This window comes from Streptomyces sp. NPDC016459, assembly GCF_040632845.1.
In the GTDB taxonomy this organism is placed as follows: domain Bacteria; phylum Actinomycetota; class Actinomycetes; order Streptomycetales; family Streptomycetaceae; genus Streptomyces.
Map to the genome: position 1 here is coordinate 214,060 of NZ_JBEYCR010000001.1, position 16,405 is coordinate 230,464.

A 16,405-nucleotide genomic window follows, 5' to 3' on the forward strand; every position below is an offset into this window, starting at 1 on the left:
CCCAGCGCCCTCCGGGACCGGCAGCCTTTCGCTTGACACCACCGCTCCGCTAACATTTGTCGCGCAACAACAATTGCGAAGGCGGATTAGCGATGACCACCCCAGAACGCGAGGCCCGGATCCGAGTAGGTGAGGCTCTGCGTGCACGGAGCGAGGCAGTGGCCGACCGGTGGGTGCAACTGCAGTTGGAACGGGCAGTCCTCGGAACCGGCATCACCGAGGCCGAGCTGCGTGAGGAGGCGGACCTGCTCGTCGAGGCGCTGCGTGCCGCACTCGAGACCGACCAGCCGGCGGAGCGGGTCGTCAGCTCCCACCCCGGGCTGTGTCAGGCGATCACCGACCTCTCCCTGCGTCGTGCGCGCGGCGGGGCGAACCCGACGTCCACCTCGCTGGCCGTCCTCGCCCTCAAAGAGGCGCTGCTCGAAGCGGTGCAGCACGAGACCCGCGAGGGGGACACCCTCTTCCAGGCGGCGCTGTTGATCAACAGACTTCTCGACGCCGCTGGAGCACTGTCCTTCTCCACCTACGTGGAGGGCCGCGAGGAGATCATCCGGCGGCAGAGCCGACAGCTCCTGGAGATCTCCACTCCGGTCGTCCGGCTCTGGGACCGGGTGCTGGCCGTCCCCCTGATCGGCACGCTCGACACCGCGCGGACCCAGATCGTGATGGAGAACCTGCTGGAAGCCATCCAACGGGACGAAGCGCAGGTGGCGATCATCGACATCACCGGCGTGCCCACTGTGGACACCGCTGTCGCACACCACCTGATGCAGACGGTCAACGCCGTCCGGCTCATGGGCGCGGACTGCGTGATCAGCGGCATCCGGCCACCGATCGCGCAGATCATCGCTCAGCTCGGCATCGACCTCTCTGCCATCCTGACCCGCGCGACACTCGCCGACGCCCTCGCCGCGGCCATCCCCATGACCAACCGCCCGACACCCCGGTCCACCTACGCGGCCGCCCTGTGACGGGCGCCCCCAGCGGAGGTGTCCCGATCCTGCGGCTGGGTGACGTGCTGGTCACCGGCCTTCTCGACGAGCTCGACGACAAGAGCGCTGTCGCCTTCACCGAAGAACTCACCGAGCGCATCGTCGCCGATCGAGCGCGCGGCGTACTCATAGACGTCTCGCGCCTCGAACTCGTCGACTCGTTCGTGGCGCGCACCCTGATGGAACTGGCCACGACAGCCCGACTCCTCGGCTCGCGAGTCGTGGTGGCCGGCATGCGCCCGGCCGTGGCGATCACCCTGGTGGAACTCGGCCTGCGCCTCCCCGGCGTGGAAACCACCCTGAACGCGGAGCAGGGCATGATCGCCCTCGGATGGCGACAAGTCCCGCATCCCCCAGAGGGGGCCCACGATGTCGCTCTACGATGAGTCCCGACTGACACACCTCGTCTCCCCCCGCGCCTCCACCGCCCGTGAGAGGGACGAGGACGGGAGAGTGACGCGCGAGATCCGCGCCGAGGAGGACCTGCTCGCCGCCCGCCACGCCGTACGCGAGGCCACCGTGCGCGTCGGCTTCGGACTGGTGGACCAGACACGTGTCGTGACGGCCGCCAGCGAGGTGGCCCGCAACGCGTACGTCCACGGCGGCGGCGGCACCCTCACCATCGAGACGGTCCACCAGGCGGGACGGCAAGGGCTGAGGTTCTCCGTATCGGACCAAGGACCCGGCATCGCCGACCTCGAAACCGCGTTCCTCGACGGATACACCACGGGCGCCGGCCTGGGACACGGCCTCGGCGGGGCCCGCCGCCTCATGGACGAGTTCCACGTCCACACCGTCCCGGGCCAGGGCACGACCGTGACCGCCCTGCGCTGGAACACCCGACCGTGATCGACGGCACCCTTCCCGGGACGCTCCACGTCCGCATCGACCACCACAGCGCCGTCCAGGCGGCTGCCGACCAGGCCCGCGCCCTCGCCGTACACCTCCGCATGCCCGGGGCCCAACCCGACCGGGCAGCCGTCCTCGCGAGCGAACTCGCCAGCAACATCAGCAAGCACGCGCACAACGGAGCGATCTTCCTCCAGCCGGCCCCCCTGGGGACCGGCCTGGACGTCATCGCGGTGGACCACGGTCCCGGCATCGGTGACATCGGCCTCAGCCTCACCGACGGCTACAGCACCACCAGGACGCTGGGAGCCGGTCTGGGAGCGGTACGCCGCATAGCCACCGACTTCGACATCCGCTCGGACCCCCGACACGGCACCCTCGCGCACGCTCGGCTCCTGCTTCCCGGGAGCCCGAAGCCGACCGCCGACATCGGCGCCCTGTGCCTGCCCGCCGACGGCCAGCCCGTCTGCGGCGACGGCTACGCGCTCGCCCACCACGGTGACGCCCGGACAGCGCTCGTGGTCGACGGACTGGGTCACGGGCCGGACGCGGAAGCAGCCACCCAGCGGGCCCTGCGAACCTTCCGGGCCTGCTCCGACGCGCCGCTCCCCCACATCATCAGCGCCCTCCACAAGGCGCTGAGGCACACCAGAGGCGCGGCGGCGGCAGCCCTCAGGACCGCGTCCGGGCGCGCCGAGTACTGCTGCGTCGGCAACATCCGCGCCGCGGTCCTCTCGCCCCGGGGAGTCCGGCAGCAGCTCACCGGACAGCCCGGCATCGTGGGGTACCACCACCCCCAGCCCCAGAGCCGGTCCTTCGAGCTGCCCCCCGACACCACCGTGGCCCTGTACACCGACGGCATCGACCACCGGTGGACGCACGCTCCCTCCCCCGCCCACCTGAGCCTGCCCCCTGCCCTGCTCGCGGCCTCACTGGCCCATACACGTCGCCGAAGCCGGGACGACGCCACGGTCCTGGCCTTCGGCGCCTCCCTGGGGATCACATGAACAGCGACACCTTCCACACCCCGGCCGCTCTGCGGCGCGCCGTACGCAGCATCGCGCTCGCGCACCGGTTGGCCGCCGACGACAGGGCCCGTCTCGTCCTGTCCGTGAGCGAAGCGGCCGCCCCCTCACTGAACGCCGGGCGCCACGTCGTCCTGACCCACGCCCACGAACCGACCGACAGCGACGGCTGCGGCCGGCTGACCGTCACCCTTCGCCTGCCGCGAGGGATTCCCGCCGCCCCGGTGGCGAGGAAACGACCTCTGCTGCCGGCCGAGATCACCGCCGACCACCGCATGCTCTGGCGCGTACCGACCCCCGCCGCCCCGGACCACGGGCCCCCGACGGATGTCGACGGCGACCACGTGCTCGTCGAGGAGGAACTGCGCGCGGCGCTCGACAGGACCGACGGCCTCGCCGCGGAGCACCGCAAGCTCAAGCACGAACTGGCCGAGACCAACAGCGGCGTCCTGGCCCTCTACGTACAACTCGAAGAGCGGGACGAGGAGCTTCGCCGGGCCCACGGCCGCACACTGCGCGCCCTGGAGGACGCCCTGCGCCCCCCGCCCCTCCATGTCGACGGCCTCGAGATGGCCGTGCACTACGCCCCCGCCGGTGACGACGACCCCACCGGAGGGGACCTCTACGACTGGTTCGCCCTCCCCGACGGAACCATCCACATCACCGTCGTCGACGCCCTCGGCCACGGCGTCACCAGCACCCGCACCGCGCTGACCGTCACCCACGCCGTGCGCACCCTGGCCCTCGAAGGTCACCCCGTCGGCAGTATCGTCGCGCGCACCGACAGCATCCTCGCGCCCCTGGACCACAGCGTCATGGCAACGCTCCTGCTGACCCGGGTGAACCCGTCGACCGGTGAAGTCGGCCTCGCGAACGGAAGCCACCCGCCGGCGCTCCTCGTACGCGCCGACGGCACCGCCACCTTCCTCGAAGCCCGCGGCCGCGGGGTCGGCTATCCCCTCCCCGGCAGCGAACGCATCGTCACCGCCACGCTCCGCCCCGGCGACCTGCTCGTCCTCTACACCGACGGCCTGACGGAGAGCCGCAGAGACACCTACGAGGGGGAGAGCCGTCTGCTCCAGTCCGCTCGCCGTCATCGAGGGCTGCCCACGGATCGGATTCCCGCCGCCATCGCCCGCGACATGCTCACCGACGTCCTCCACAAGGACGACACCCTCGCGATCGCCGTTCGCCTGCCCTGACGTTCCGTGCACGGCCTGCGGCTCCGCCGACGTACGGGTCAGGACGAACGGACCGCCAGCGCCCTTCGTAGGTCGTCGAGCTGGTCCACCAGCTTGCGGTGGAGGGCCGGGATCACGGTGTCGTCCTTCAGGTGGTGTTCACCCAGGGACAGGGACTCCGGGTCGATGGCGTACGCCGGGAAGGCGTAGCGGCCCGCCGCCTCGGCCATGGCGGGGCCCCGGCGGGCGCCCAGCGCGGTCGCGGCGGTGTAGAAGCGGGGCACGTACTCCCGTGTGAGATCGGCCTGTTCGGGCTGCCAGAAGCCCTGGGCGGTGGCGGTGAAGAGGTAGTTGGACAGGTCGTCGGAGTCGAAGAGCGCCGACCAGGCCTCGGCCTTCGCGTCCGCGGTCGGGAGGGAGGCCCGGCAGCGGGCCGCGCCTTCCCGGCCGGTGGCGCTGGGGTCCCGTTCGAGTTCGGCGGCGATCACGGTCTCGTCGGTGGCGCCGAGGACGGCGAGGCGGGCCAGGATCCGCCAGCGCAGCTCGGGGTCGAGTTCGGGGCCGCCGTGGACGGTGCCGTCTTCGAGCCAGGAGGCGATCTTGGCGGGGGTGGTGGCGCTGTCGACGAACGCGCGGACGGCGGTGAGGCGCAGGCCGGGGTCCTCGCCGTCCTCGGTGCGGCGGAGCAGGGCGCGGGCGATCTCGCCGATCCTGGCGAGGGCGGCGGGGCGCTCGTCCTCGGTGACGTAGCGGTCGGCGATCTGGGTGCGGGCGAAGCCGAGGACGCCCTGGACGATGGCGAGTTCGGTCTCGTCGGTGAGGTGGGCGTGGGCGATCTCCAGGTACGTGCCGGGTTCGAGGTCGCCGTCCCGGACCATGTCGCGCAGCGCGTTCCAGATCACGGCCCGGGTGAGCGGGTCCGGGACGCGGGAGAGGCCGCGCAGGGCGGACTCCTCGGAGACGTCGTCGAAGCGGAGCTTGGTGTAGGTGAGGTCGCCGTCGTTGAGGACGACGAGGGCGGGGCGCGGGCCGGTCAGCTCGGCGGGTGTCTCCTGCGGGACGTCGAGCGCGCGGCGCTCGCGCAGGGCGAGTTCGCCGTCGGGCTCCCGGTCGTAGACGCCGACCTCGACGCGGTGCGGGCGGCTGCCCTCGTGGTCGACGGTCAGCCGCCAGCGGGCGCCCTCTCCGTGGAGGCGGGGGGTGAGGGTGTCGACGCCCGTGGTGCGCAGCCACTGTTCGGCCCAGCGGTGGACGTCGCGGTCGGTGGCGGCCGCCAGGTTGTCGATGAAGTCGGCGAGGGTGGCGTTGCCGAAGCGGTGCCGCTTGAAGTGGATGTTGATGCCGGCGAGGAAGTCCTTCTCGCCGAGCCAGGCGACGAGCTGGCGGAGGGCGGAGGCGCCCTTGGCGTAGGAGATGCCGTCGAAGTTGAGGAGCGCGGAGGCGGTGTCGGGGACGGCTTCCGGGTCGGGGGCGACGGGGTGGGTGGAGGGCCGCTGGTCGGCCTCGTACCCCCAGGCCTTCCTGGCGATGCCGAAGTCGACCCAGGTGTCGGGGAAGAGGTCGGCGCAGGCTTCGTTGACGGTCTGGAAGCCCATGTACTCGGCGAAGGACTCGTTCAGCCAGATGTCGTCCCACCAGCGCAGGGTGACGAGGTCGCCGAACCACATGTGGGCCATCTCGTGGGCGATGACCATGGCGCGGGTCTGCCGTTCGGTGACGGTGACGGCGGAGCGGAAGACGAACTCGTCGCGGAAGGTGACGAGGCCGGGGTTCTCCATGGCGCCCGCGTTGAACTCGGGGACGAAGGCCTGGTCGTAGGAGTCGAAGGGGTACGGCTCGTCGAACTTCTCGTGGTACCGGTCGTAGCAGGCCTTGGTGACGGCGAGGATCTCGTCGGCGTCGGCGTCGAGGTGGGGGGCGAGGGAGCGGCGGCAGTGGATGCCGAAGGGCAGCCCGGCGTGCTCGGTGCGGACCGAGTGCCAGGGGCCGGCGGCGACGCAGACGAAGTAGGTGGAGAGCAGCGGGGTGGGGGCGGCCTTCCAGCTGCCGTCGGCCCCCTGTTCGGTGACGCTGTTGGAGAGGACGGTCCAGCCGTCGGGCGCGGTGACGGTCAGCTCGAAGACGGCCTTCAGATCGGGCTGGTCGAAGGCTGCGAAGACGCGCTGGACGTCCTCCATGAAGAGCTGGGTGTAGACGTACGACTCGCCGTCGGTGGGGTCCGTGAACCGGTGCATGCCCTCGCCGGTGCGGGAGTAGCGCATGGTGGTGGTGACGCGCAGCTCGTGCTCGCCCTCGGTGAGGCTCAGCGGGAGCCGGTTGCCGGTGAGGGAGGCCGGGTCGATGGCCTGTCCGTCGAGGGTGGCGGAGTGCAGGGTGACGGGCTTGAGCTCGACGAAGGTGTCCCCGGCGGTGCGGGCGGCGAACCGGACGGTGCTGGTGGACTCGAAGGTCTCTGCGCCCGTGGTGAGGTCGATGTCCACCAGGTAGCGGTGGACGTCGAGGAGCTGGGCACGGGTCTGCGCTTCGTCGCGCGTCAGTACGGACATGGGCCCTATGCTGCCCGATCGTCCGGTCGGGGGGCAGGGGTGGTGCGGGATACGCCTCAGGCGAGGCCCGAGCCGTCCAGGTGGGCGAAGGCGGCCGTGATGCGGGGGCGGTCGTAGCCGCTGGGGCCGGCCGCGCCGCTGGACAGCAGGGTGTGGAGCAGGATCCGGGCCTTGGCGGGGTCGAGGGGACCGGCCGGGATCAGTCCGTGGTGGAGCAGGTCGTACTCGGAGCCCGGGCCGCGGTAGGTGTCCGAGAGGGTCGTGCCGCCGCCCGTACGGGAGGCCAGGACGACCGGGATGCGGCGGGCGAGCTCGGCGAGCGGGTCGACGAGCCACGCGGGGGCGTGTCCGGCGCCGAAGGCGGCGACGACGAGGCCCTGGAAGCGGTCGTCGACGGCGTCGAGGAGTTCGCCGCGGTCGCCCTGGGAGAGGGTGACGAGCGCCACCCGGACGTCGGGGTCGAGCCGCAGGGGGCAGGGCGCGACGGGGACGGCGGGGCGGAGCAGGATGCGGGGTTCACCCTCGACGACGCTGCCGACGGGTCCGGCGCCCGGCGAGGCGAAGGTGGCGACGGAGGTGGTGTGGGTCTTGCGGGCGAGACGGGCGGCGTGGATCTCGTCGGCGAGGACGACGAGGACGCCGAGGTTCCGGCAGGCCGGGGCGGCGGCGACCGCGAGCGCGGCGGCGAGGTTGGCGGGGCCGTCGGCGCCCGGCAGGTCGGGGCGGCGCATGGCGCCGGTGACGGCGATCGGCTGCGCGGTGGTGCAGAGCAGGTCGAGGAGGAAGGCGGTCTCCTCCAGGGTGTCGGTGCCCTGGACGACGACCACGCCGGAGCCGGCGGCGACGGTGGCGCGGACCTCGGCGGCGAGGGCGGCGAGGTCCTCGTGGCTGAGGGTGGAGCTGGGGACGCGGCGGAAGTCGTTCAGGACGACGTCGTGGTCTCCGCCGAGCTCGGCGAGGACCTCCTGGCCGCTCATGCGGGCCGCGTCACCGCCTCGTACGGAGATGGTTCCTCCGAGGGTGAAGACCGTGACGCGGGCCATCAGCGTGCTCCGTCCGCAATCGTCTCGTGGTGGCGGATGACCTCGGCGATGATGAAGTTGAGGAGTTTCTCCGCGAAGGCCGGGTCCAGTTTCGCGTTCTCGGCGAGTTCCCGCAGCCGGGCGATCTGGCGTGACTCGCGGGCCGGGTCGGCGGGCGGCAGCTGGTGCCGGGCTTTGAGGACGCCGACCTGCTGCGTGCACTTGAAGCGCTCGGCGAGCATGTGCACGACCGCCGCGTCGATGTTGTCGATGCTTTCGCGCAGCCGGGTCAGTTCGGCCCGTACGGACTCGTCGATGGCGTGGGGATCGGTGGGGTCACTCATGATCTGCGAGCTTAGACGGATCCGGGGAGGATCGTGGGCGGGTGTTCGGGATCCGGAACGCGGTCGCTCCAGCCGCCGTGCACGGACCGTCCCTGCTGTTCGCGGAAGCGGATGGGGGCGGTGCCGACCCGGCGGGTGAACAGGCGGGAGAAGTAGGCCGGGTCGTCGTAGCCGACGCGGCGGGCGACGGCGGCGACGGGCAGGTCGGTGGCGGCGAGGAGTTCCTTGGCGCGGCCGAGGCGGACGGTGAGCAGGTAGTCCTTGGGGCTGCATCCGGCGGCGCGACGGACCGCGGTGCGCAGTTCGGCGGCGGTCATGCCGTGCCGGGCGGCGTGGTCGGCGACGGTGAGGGGCCGGCAGGCGTCGCGGGCGAGGGCGGCGAGGACGGGGTCGCCGTCGGTGTGGGTGTCGGCGCGGGCGCGGCGCAGGGCGACGAGGAGTTCGTGGACGGCGGCTCCCGTCTCGACTTCCAGGAGGGGGTTGCCGGGGCGGGCGGCGCGGGCGATCCGGCTGATGGCGGCGCGGGCTGGGGCGGCGTCGGAGAGGGGGACGACGGGCCGGTCGGGTTCGATGTAGCCGAGTTCGGTGTAGGTGGTGGTGGCGGGTCCGGCGAAGTCGACGAAGGCCTCGTCCCAGCCGGTGCCGGGGTCGGCGCCGTAGTGGTGGGGGACGCCGGGGGTCAGCCAGAGCAGGGCGGGTGCGGTGACGGTGGCGCGGCGCCCGTCGGCGGCCCGGTACCAGCCGGCGCCGGCGGAGACGACGACGGCCACGTGGTGGTCCAGGGTGCGGGGGCCGACGGTGGGCAGCGTGCCGTGCTGGAGTCCGACGCCGAGACAGACGAGGCCGAGGCGGTGGTGGACGGGGCTGGGCGTGAAGTAGCGCATCCAGGTGTGGTACATGCGGTGGGCCCCTTCCCGGGGCCCGACGGGCGGGCGGGCCCTAACGTCCAAACTGCGACGATCTTTGTCCATGGACCGGTCCGCCGCCAAGGGGCGAGGGTGCTGCCATGAGCGTGTTCGCTGTGGGTGACGAGGACTTTCTGCTCGACGGGCGGCCGGTGCGGCTGCTGTCGGGTGCGCTGCACTACTTCCGGGTGCGCGAGGAGCAGTGGGGGCACCGGCTCGGGATGCTGCGGGCGATGGGCCTCGACTGTGTCGAGACGTACGTGCCGTGGAACCTGTACGCGCCGGAGCCGGGCCGGTACGGGGACGTGGAGGCGCTCGGCCGGTTCCTGGACGCGGTGGAGCGGGCCGGGATGCGGGCGATCGTGCGCCCGGGGCCGTACATCTGCGCCGAGTGGGAGAACGGTGGTCTGCCGCACTGGTTGACCGGACCGCTCGGGCGGCGGGTGCGGACCCTCGACCCGGAGTTCCTGGCGCCGGTGGAGGCCTGGTTCCGGCGGCTGCTGCCGCAGGTGGTGGAGCGGCAGGTCGACCGGGGTGGGCCGGTGGTCCTGGTCCAGGTGGAGAACGAGTACGGGAGTTACGGCAGCGACCGGGGCTATCTGGAGTGGGTCGCGGAGCTGCTGCGTGACTGCGGGGTGAGCGTGCCGCTGTTCACCTCGGACGGCCCCGAGGACCACATGCTGACGGGTGGTTCGCTGCCGGGGGTGCTCGCGACGGCGAACTTCGGTTCGGGGGCCCGGGAGGGTTTCGCGACGCTGCGGCGCCATCGGCCCTCGGGGCCGCTGATGTGCATGGAGTTCTGGTGCGGCTGGTTCGACCACTGGGGCACGCAGCACGCGGTGCGGGACGCGCAGGACGCGGCGGCGGCGCTGCGGGAGGTCCTGGAGTGCGGGGCGTCGGTCAATGTGTACCTGGCGCACGGGGGTACGAACTTCGCGGGCTGGGCGGGCGCGAACCGGGCCGGTGAGCTGCACGACGGGCCGTTGCGGGCGACGGTGACCTCGTACGACTACGACGCTCCGGTGGACGAGGCGGGGAGGCCGACGGAGAAGTTCTGGCGTTTCCGCGAGGTGCTCGCGGCGTACGCGGAGGGGCCGCTGCCGGAGCTGCCGGAGCCCCCGGCGCGGCTCGGGGCCCCGGTGCGGGGCGCCTTCGACTGCTGGGCGGCGCTTGACGCGGTCCTGGAGGTGCTGGGCGACGAGGAGTCGCTGACGCCGGTGCCTCCGACCTTCGAGGAGCTGGGCGTGGACCGGGGTCTGGTGCGCTACCGGGTGGCGGTACCCGGGCCTCGGCAGCCGTACCCGCTGGGGGTGACGGGGCTGCGGGACCGGGCGGTGGTGTACGTCGACGGGGCCCTGGCGGGGGTGCTCGACACGGAGGAGGCGGTGCTCGCCGAGCCGGTGCCGGGGGCGGTGACCGTCGACCTCTGGGTGGAGTCGCTGGGCCGGGTCAACTACGGTCCCCGGCTCGGGGAGTCGAAGGGGATCACCGGCGGCGTGCGGCACGAGCGGCAGTATCTGCACGGGTTCCGGGCGCGGGGGCTGCGGCTGGACGCGTTCGGGGCGGCGGCGATGGAGAAGGTGCCGTTCGAGCCCGCGGCGGACGGGGGCGGACCGGGCCTCTACCGGGGGACGCTGGAGGTCGCAGGCGCCGGGGACGCGGTCCTGCGGCTGCCGGGAGCGACCCGGGGCTTCGTGTGGGTGAACGGTTTCTGCCTGGGCCGGTACTGGGCGGCGGCCGGCCCGCAGGAGGCGCTGTTCGTGCCGGGGCCGGTGCTGCGGGAGGGGGCGAACGAGGTGTGGGCGCTGGAGCTGGAGGGGGGCGGTGTGCCGGGCGTCGAGCTCGGCGTCCTGTGAGTTCGCGGGGCGGATGACGGGGTCCTGCGCATGCGGGTGCCCCGGAGCCGAGGCCGCTCCGGGGCACCCGTCCACGCCTCGCCGTTACAGCGTGGCCGCGGCCGACTTGATCGCGGCGGCGAAGGTCGAGACCTCCGTGTAGACGCCGGGGTAGCCGGCCCGGGCGCAGCCCTCGCCCCAGCTCACGATGCCGACCTGGATCCAGGCTCCGGCGTTGTCCTTGCGGAACATCGGGCCGCCGGAGTCACCCTGGCAGGTGTCGACCCCGCCCTGGTTGTAGCCGGCGCAGATCTCCTCGGAGGGGACGAGGTCGCTGCCGTACGACGCCTGGCAGGAGGCGTCGGAGACGAACGGGACGTTCGCCTTGAGCAGGTAGCGCTGCTGCGACCCGCCCTCACGGGCGGCGCCCCAGCCGGCCACCGTGAAGGTGCCGCTGTTGTACGCGGTGGTCTCGGCGATCTTCAGGTTGGGCAGCGACGTGATGGGGCTGGCGAGCTTGATCAGCGCCCAGTCCTTGCCCTTGCCGTTGTAGCCCGGGGCCTGGAGGACCTTGGTGGACCGGACCTTGATGGCGCTGCTGCTCTGTAGGTCCACGACACCGGCGGTGGCGGTGATGCTGGTGTTGTTGCCGGAGCCGCTCACGCAGTGGGCCGCGGTGAGCACGATCTGCGGGGTGATCAGCGAGCCGCCGCAGCCCATGGAGAGCCTGACCATCCAGGGGAACTCGCCCTGGGCGGCACGGACGCCGCCGACGACGGGGGCGGGGGCGGCGGAGGCCGTGCTGGTGGGCTGGAGGCTGACGGCCGCCAGGACGACGGCCCCGGCCGCGGCGAGCTTCTGGAGCGCGCGGACCATTCTGTTCTGCTTCACGTGTCTGCCTTCTTTCATGGGGGGTTGAACCGACGGGCAATGACATGCGCCCGTCAAGTCATGTCGGATTATGGGCGGGGTCCAACTGCCGCCACAAGCAAGCCTTTTCGGCCAGATCCAGCGGCGGGACCGTACAGTGGAGGAGAGGGGGGAAACCGGCATGCCGAACCGTCAGGAGGGCGACAGCGTCGCCCACGGCCTTCCGCACCGCGCCAGGATCGGGGCCGCGCTCACGGCGCTCTACCGACGCCTCTCGGCGGACGGCGTGCACCGCTATCCGACCAGCGTGCCGGCCTCCGAAGTGGCCTTCGACGGCACCGAGGACCTCCACCTCGGCACCCAGCGGGTGGCCCGCGCCCTCGTCCGGCACCTGCGGCTGCCCGAGGCGCGCATGGTGGTGAGCTTCCGGCCGATGAAGCACGCGGCGACCGTGGAACTCGCCGCGGGGCCCGAGTACTTCGTGGAACTCAACGACCGTTTTCGGACCCGCCGCCGAGACATCGGCGCCGCTCTCGCCCACGAGATCACCCATGTTCTGTTGCACCGGCTCGGACTCGGCTTCCCCGATACCGAGGAGAACGAGATCCTCACCGATGTCGTCACCACCTATCTGGGTGCCGGATGGCTGTTGCTCGACGCGTACCGCCAGGACGGCGTGGAGAGCCAGAAGCTGGGATATCTGACCCCGGAGGAGTTCGGCTACGTCCTCGCCAAGCGGGCCCAGGTGTTCGGCGAGGACCCGTCACCGTGGTTCACCAGCGCGGTGGCGTACGAGGCATGGGTACGGGGCCGGGCGGAGGCGGACCGGGAGCGGACGCCGCCGCCGCTCGCCGGGGCGGGCTGGGCCGAGCGCCGGCGCTACGGCAGGGAGCGGCGCCGGGGGCGGGCGGCCCCCGGTGCCCCGTACGCCTTCGACGGCGGAGCACCGGCGACCGGCGTCTCGTTCCCCTGCCCGGTCTGCCGGCAACGCCTGAGGGTCCCGGCGGGACGGCCGCTGCGGGCCAGGTGCGGGGTGTGCGGCACGGTGCTGGAGTGCGCGGGTTAGGGCGTGCGAGCCGGGCGGGGCCTCCCGCGGAGGGCCGGGGGCCCCGGTGGAAGCGGACGTCCCCGGCGCCGCCCGGGAGGCCGAGGACGAGGCCGCGTGCCGTGCCGTGCCTGCGTGATAGAGCGTCATCCGTCGCTCCCGGCACGGCCGGACGAGCGCTCGGCGCCGCCCGGGATGCCGAGGACGCTGCCGGTCTCCCCGTGTCCGTGCCGTCGGCGGACTAGGCGGTGGGCACGGCCGCGCACCTGCGGGAATCCGTGGGACGGGGCGGGGAATCGGATTTGCGCCGGACCCGCACGGCGGGTCAGGGTCGGCGCATGAGCATGTTGTTCGACGCCATCCGCGACGAGGACGAGAACGGGGCCGTACGGGCCCTGCGGGACGGGGTCGACCCCGAGGCCCGGGAGGACGGGGAGACCGCCCTGTACCGCGCGGCCGTCGGCGACCAGGCGGGAATCGTACGGGTGTTGCTGGCCGCAGGCGCGGACCCCGGCCGGGGCAGCGGCGAGGACGGCGGCGACCTGCCGCTCTGCGGGGCGGCCACCGGCGGGCACACCGAGGTGGCGCGGGCCCTCCTCGCGGCGGGCGCGGCGGCGGACCAGGAGGAGGCGTACGGTTTCACGGCCCTCGCGTGGGCCCTGCGGCTCGGGCACGCCGACACGGCCCGGGTGCTCCTGGAGTACGGGGCCGATCCGGACCGGTGCGGACCCGACGGGATCCTCCCGCTCGTCGCGGCCGCACGGCGCGGCTCCGCCGGCTGCGTCAGGGCGCTCCTCGACCACGGCGCGACGGCGCGGGAGGCGGCGCTGCGGGAGGCCCGGCGGTGGATCGGGGCCGACATCGCCGCCGAGCTGCGGCGGGGGCTCGTCGCGGGGAACGAGGGCGGGCAGACGTACGAGGCCGTGGTCCGCCGGGTACGGGAGGACGGCGGCGTGACGGTCGTCGTGGACCTGCTGCGGGAGGACGGCTCCCCCGGGCGCGGGGACGACCGCCAGACCGGCCACGCGGCCATCGCCACGCTCCTGGAGTCGGCCCTCGGACTGCGCACGTCCCACGAGGAGCTGGCGGCGCGAGCCCTGCGCTGCGGCGACCCGGAGCTCGACGACTGGACGACGGCGGTGGCCGAACTGGCCGACCGCGCCGACGAGGAGACCTTCGTGGCGGCGGCCGCGTGGTGCGCCTACCGCGACCCGATGCGCCGGGCCCTCGGCGCGCGGGTCCTCGGCGCCCTGCCCGGCTTCGCGGCGAGCGCGGTCCCGGTGCTCCGGCGGCTCGCGGCGGAGGCGGCGACCCCGGCGCGGGAGCCGGCGCTCTCGGTGGTGTCGGCGCTCGGGGAGTGCGGGGACCCGGCCGCCGTGCCCGACCTCCTCGCGGCGGCCGGGCATCCCGACGCGGCGGTACGGCGGGCCGTCGCCGGGGCCCTCGCCGGGATCGTGCCGGCCGGGCACGTGGAGGCGCTCGGGGTGCTGCTCGCCCTGAGCAGGGACGGTGACGCGCGGGTCCGGGACTGGGCGACGCTCGCGCTGGCCGAACTGCCCGACGACACCCCGCTCGTACGGGAGGGGCTGGCGGAACGGCTCGGCGACCCCGACCCGGAGACGGCGGCGGAGGCGGCACGAGGGCTCGCGATCCGTCAGGACCCCCGCGCCGTGGACGCCCTGGCGTCGGCCCTCGCGGACGGCGACCCGGAGGGTCCGGCTCGGGAGACGGCCCTCGCCGCCCTCGAGTACGTCCACGACCCCCGGGTCAGGACCCGCCTGGAATGGACGACACCGCGACGCGCGTGAGAGCTCCGGGAGGCGGGCTGCCTGAGGCCGCGGGGGCCGGGACGCGGCGGGGCCCCGTCGCCCGTTGTCGGGCGGGTACGGCCGTACCGGGGCCGGGCGCGCTGTAAGGGGGGCGCAGCCAGGCAAGGGGCGCCGTACGGCACCGCCGGGGCCCTCGCGGGTCCCCGGCGGTCACCTCTCTCGTCCTGCGGGAGTCTCCTCCGCTACGAGTCGGTCGACCTCGGTCGGGAGCTGCGGGTGGTGCCGGCGCTCCGTGCGCGGCCCGTGCCCGAGGCCTGACGGCCCGCGCGACCGGCGCCGGCCGCGGTGCTGCGGCCACCGCCCGTGCCGGAACCCCGGCCCGAGCCGGAGGCGCGCCCCGCACCACCGGTGGAACCGGCGGCGCGGCCCGAACCCGTACCCGTGGCGCCGGAACGCCCGGAGCCCGAGGCCGTACCGGTCGTCCCGCCGGCCGGGGCCGGACGGCGGCGCCGACGGTTGCCGGCGCCGCCGCCGGCGCTGCCGGACGCCGTCGCCTTGCGCGGCGGGGTCGGCTGCGGGGTCTCGATGACGATCGGGACGCCCGAGGGCTGCCGCGCGCCCGTCAGCTCGGCCAGCTCGTCGTCGCTGGACTTGATCTGGGCCGTACGGGGGCTGATGCCCGCGTTCGTCATCAGGCGGCCCATGTCACGCTTCTGCTCCGGCAGGACCAGGGTGAAGACGCTGCCGGACTCACCGGCGCGGGCGGTCCGGCCGCCGCGGTGCAGGTAGTCCTTGTGGTCCATGGGCGGGTCGACGTTGACGACCATGTCGAGGTCGTCGACGTGGATGCCGCGCGCCGCCACGTTCGTGGCGACGAGGGCGGTCACCTGCCCGGTCTTGAACTGGTCCAGGGTCCGGTTGCGCTGCGGCTGCGAACGGCCGCCGTGCAGGCCGGAGGCCCGTACGCCGTTGGCGAGGAGGCGCTTGACCAGCCGGTCCACGGACCGCTTGGTGTCCATGAAGAGGATCGTCCGGCCGTCGCGGGCCGCGATCCGCAGCGTGACGGCCTTCTTGTCGGTCTCGTCGGCCACGTACAGGACGTGGTGCTCCATGGTGGTGACCGCGCCGGCCGAGGGGTCGACGGAGTGCACGACCGGGTCGTCGAGGAACATCTTGACGAGCCGGTCGATGTTCCGGTCGAGGGTGGCCGAGAACAGCAGCCGCTGCCCGCCCGGCTCGACCTGCTTGAGCACCTTCGTGACCTGCGGCAGGAAGCCCATGTCGGCCATCTGGTCGGCCTCGTCGAGGACGGTGACGGCGACCTGGTCGAGCCGGCAGTCGCCCCGGTCGATGAGGTCGTGGAGCCGGCCGGGCGTGGCGATGAGGATCTCGGCGCCGCGCCGCAGCGCGGAGGACTGCCGGCCGATCGACATGCCGCCGACGACCGTGGTGATCCGCAGCCGCAGCGCGTTGGCGTACGGGGTGAGGGCGTCGGTCACCTGCTGGGCGAGCTCGCGCGTGGGCACCAGGACCAGGGCGAGGGGCGCGGTGGGCTCGGCGCGTCGGCCCGCGGTGCGGGCGAGGATCGCGAGTCCGAAGGCGAGGGTCTTGCCGGATCCGGTACGCCCCCGGCCGAGCACGTCGCGGCCGGCCAGCGCGTTCGGAAGGGTCGCGGCCTGGATCGGGAACGGCTCCGTGACGCCCTGCTCACCCAGGGTCCGCAGCAGGCCCTCGGGCATGTCGAGGTCGGCGAAGGCGGCCACCGCGGGGAGCGCGGGCGTCAGCGTCTCCGGCGGCGTGAACTCGCTCGGCGGCGGGGGCGCGGTGGGGCGGCGCCCACCGCGCGAGCCCTTCGGCTGGGACGTGGACTTCGCCTGGGCGGTGCGGGGGCCGCGCTTGGGGGCGCGTTCGGAGCGGGTCATGCGTGCCTTTCTGGCCGGTGCTCGCGGCACAGCGGGGGCCCGCACCTGCACGGTGCGGGCCCCGGCTGCTCTACCCGGAACACGCGATACGGGCCCCGGA

Annotated in this window: 14 protein-coding genes; 8 read left to right on the forward strand and 6 right to left on the reverse strand. The window is 73.6% G+C overall.

The genetic code is table 11. The features are described from left to right. Positions 1–92 precede the first annotated feature (92 nt). From ABZ567_RS00955 to ABZ567_RS00975, 5 genes are read left to right on the forward strand one after another with little or no spacing between them, the layout of a single operon-like run. On the forward strand, positions 93–971 hold the full coding sequence (locus tag ABZ567_RS00955) for an STAS domain-containing protein (protein ID WP_360782919.1): 879 nt from the start codon (positions 93–95) through the stop codon (positions 969–971). Next, on the forward strand, positions 968–1,378 hold the full coding sequence (locus ABZ567_RS00960; protein WP_360782922.1) for an STAS domain-containing protein: 411 nt from the start codon (positions 968–970) through the stop codon (positions 1,376–1,378). The genes ABZ567_RS00955 and ABZ567_RS00960 overlap by 4 nt, the downstream gene beginning before the upstream one ends. Beyond that, entirely contained in the window at positions 1,362–1,841 is a 480-nt protein-coding gene (locus ABZ567_RS00965; protein ID WP_360782925.1) for an anti-sigma regulatory factor, read from the forward strand. The genes ABZ567_RS00960 and ABZ567_RS00965 overlap by 17 nt, the downstream gene beginning before the upstream one ends. Next, positions 1,838–2,848 carry a SpoIIE family protein phosphatase gene (locus ABZ567_RS00970; protein ID WP_360782928.1) on the forward strand — a complete coding sequence of 337 codons (1,011 nt, stop codon included), beginning with the start codon at positions 1,838–1,840 and terminating at the stop codon, positions 2,846–2,848. Before ABZ567_RS00965 ends, ABZ567_RS00970 begins: the two co-directional genes overlap by 4 nt. After that, a complete protein-coding gene (locus ABZ567_RS00975) occupies positions 2,845–4,068 on the forward strand; it encodes a PP2C family protein-serine/threonine phosphatase (RefSeq protein ID WP_360782930.1) in 1,224 nt (407 codons plus the stop codon). Before ABZ567_RS00970 ends, ABZ567_RS00975 begins: the two co-directional genes overlap by 4 nt. Positions 4,069–4,106: 38 nt before the next feature. Here ABZ567_RS00975 and pepN read toward each other — a convergent pair whose 3' ends face one another. Genes pepN through ABZ567_RS00995 form a run of 4 tightly spaced genes read right to left on the reverse strand, consistent with a single transcriptional unit; the run spans position 4,107 to position 8,858 of the window. Next, a complete protein-coding gene (pepN, locus tag ABZ567_RS00980; RefSeq protein ID WP_360782933.1) occupies positions 4,107–6,593 on the reverse strand; it encodes an aminopeptidase N in 2,487 nt (828 codons plus the stop codon). 56 nt (positions 6,594–6,649) lie between these two features. Then, positions 6,650–7,636: an asparaginase gene (locus tag ABZ567_RS00985; RefSeq protein WP_360782936.1), complete on the reverse strand. Its 987-nt coding sequence runs from the start codon at positions 7,634–7,636 to the stop codon at positions 6,650–6,652. Further along, positions 7,636–7,959 (reverse strand): chorismate mutase, encoded by a 324-nt coding sequence (locus ABZ567_RS00990; protein WP_073806683.1) that lies wholly within the window; start codon positions 7,957–7,959, stop codon positions 7,636–7,638. The genes ABZ567_RS00985 and ABZ567_RS00990 overlap by 1 nt, the downstream gene beginning before the upstream one ends. An 11-nt stretch (positions 7,960–7,970) precedes the next feature. Beyond that, positions 7,971–8,858, reverse strand: coding sequence for an AraC family transcriptional regulator (locus tag ABZ567_RS00995; protein WP_360782939.1), 888 nt, complete (start codon positions 8,856–8,858; stop codon positions 7,971–7,973). 107 nt (positions 8,859–8,965) lie between these two features. Between ABZ567_RS00995 and ABZ567_RS01000 the strand changes: the two genes are divergently transcribed. After that, on the forward strand, positions 8,966–10,720 hold the full coding sequence (locus tag ABZ567_RS01000; protein ID WP_360782942.1) for a beta-galactosidase: 1,755 nt from the start codon (positions 8,966–8,968) through the stop codon (positions 10,718–10,720). 84 nt (positions 10,721–10,804) lie between these two features. Here ABZ567_RS01000 and ABZ567_RS01005 read toward each other — a convergent pair whose 3' ends face one another. Next, on the reverse strand, positions 10,805–11,608 hold the full coding sequence (locus tag ABZ567_RS01005; RefSeq protein ID WP_360782945.1) for a serine protease: 804 nt from the start codon (positions 11,606–11,608) through the stop codon (positions 10,805–10,807). Positions 11,609–11,750: 142 nt separating this feature from the next. Here ABZ567_RS01005 and ABZ567_RS01010 point away from each other — a divergent pair, with 142 nt between their 5' ends. Both ABZ567_RS01010 and ABZ567_RS01015 read left to right on the forward strand, forming a co-directional pair. Continuing rightward, positions 11,751–12,635, forward strand: a complete 885-nt coding sequence (locus ABZ567_RS01010; protein ID WP_360782947.1) for a hypothetical protein — start codon at positions 11,751–11,753, stop codon at positions 12,633–12,635. 317 nt (positions 12,636–12,952) lie between these two features. Beyond that, a complete protein-coding gene (locus tag ABZ567_RS01015) occupies positions 12,953–14,422 on the forward strand; it encodes an ankyrin repeat domain-containing protein (RefSeq protein WP_360782950.1) in 1,470 nt (489 codons plus the stop codon). Between the two features lie 203 nt (positions 14,423–14,625). Here the strand turns inward: ABZ567_RS01015 and ABZ567_RS01020 are convergent, their stop codons facing one another. After that, a complete protein-coding gene (locus ABZ567_RS01020; RefSeq protein WP_360782953.1) occupies positions 14,626–16,305 on the reverse strand; it encodes a DEAD/DEAH box helicase in 1,680 nt (559 codons plus the stop codon). Between the last annotated feature and the right edge of the window lie 100 nt (positions 16,306–16,405).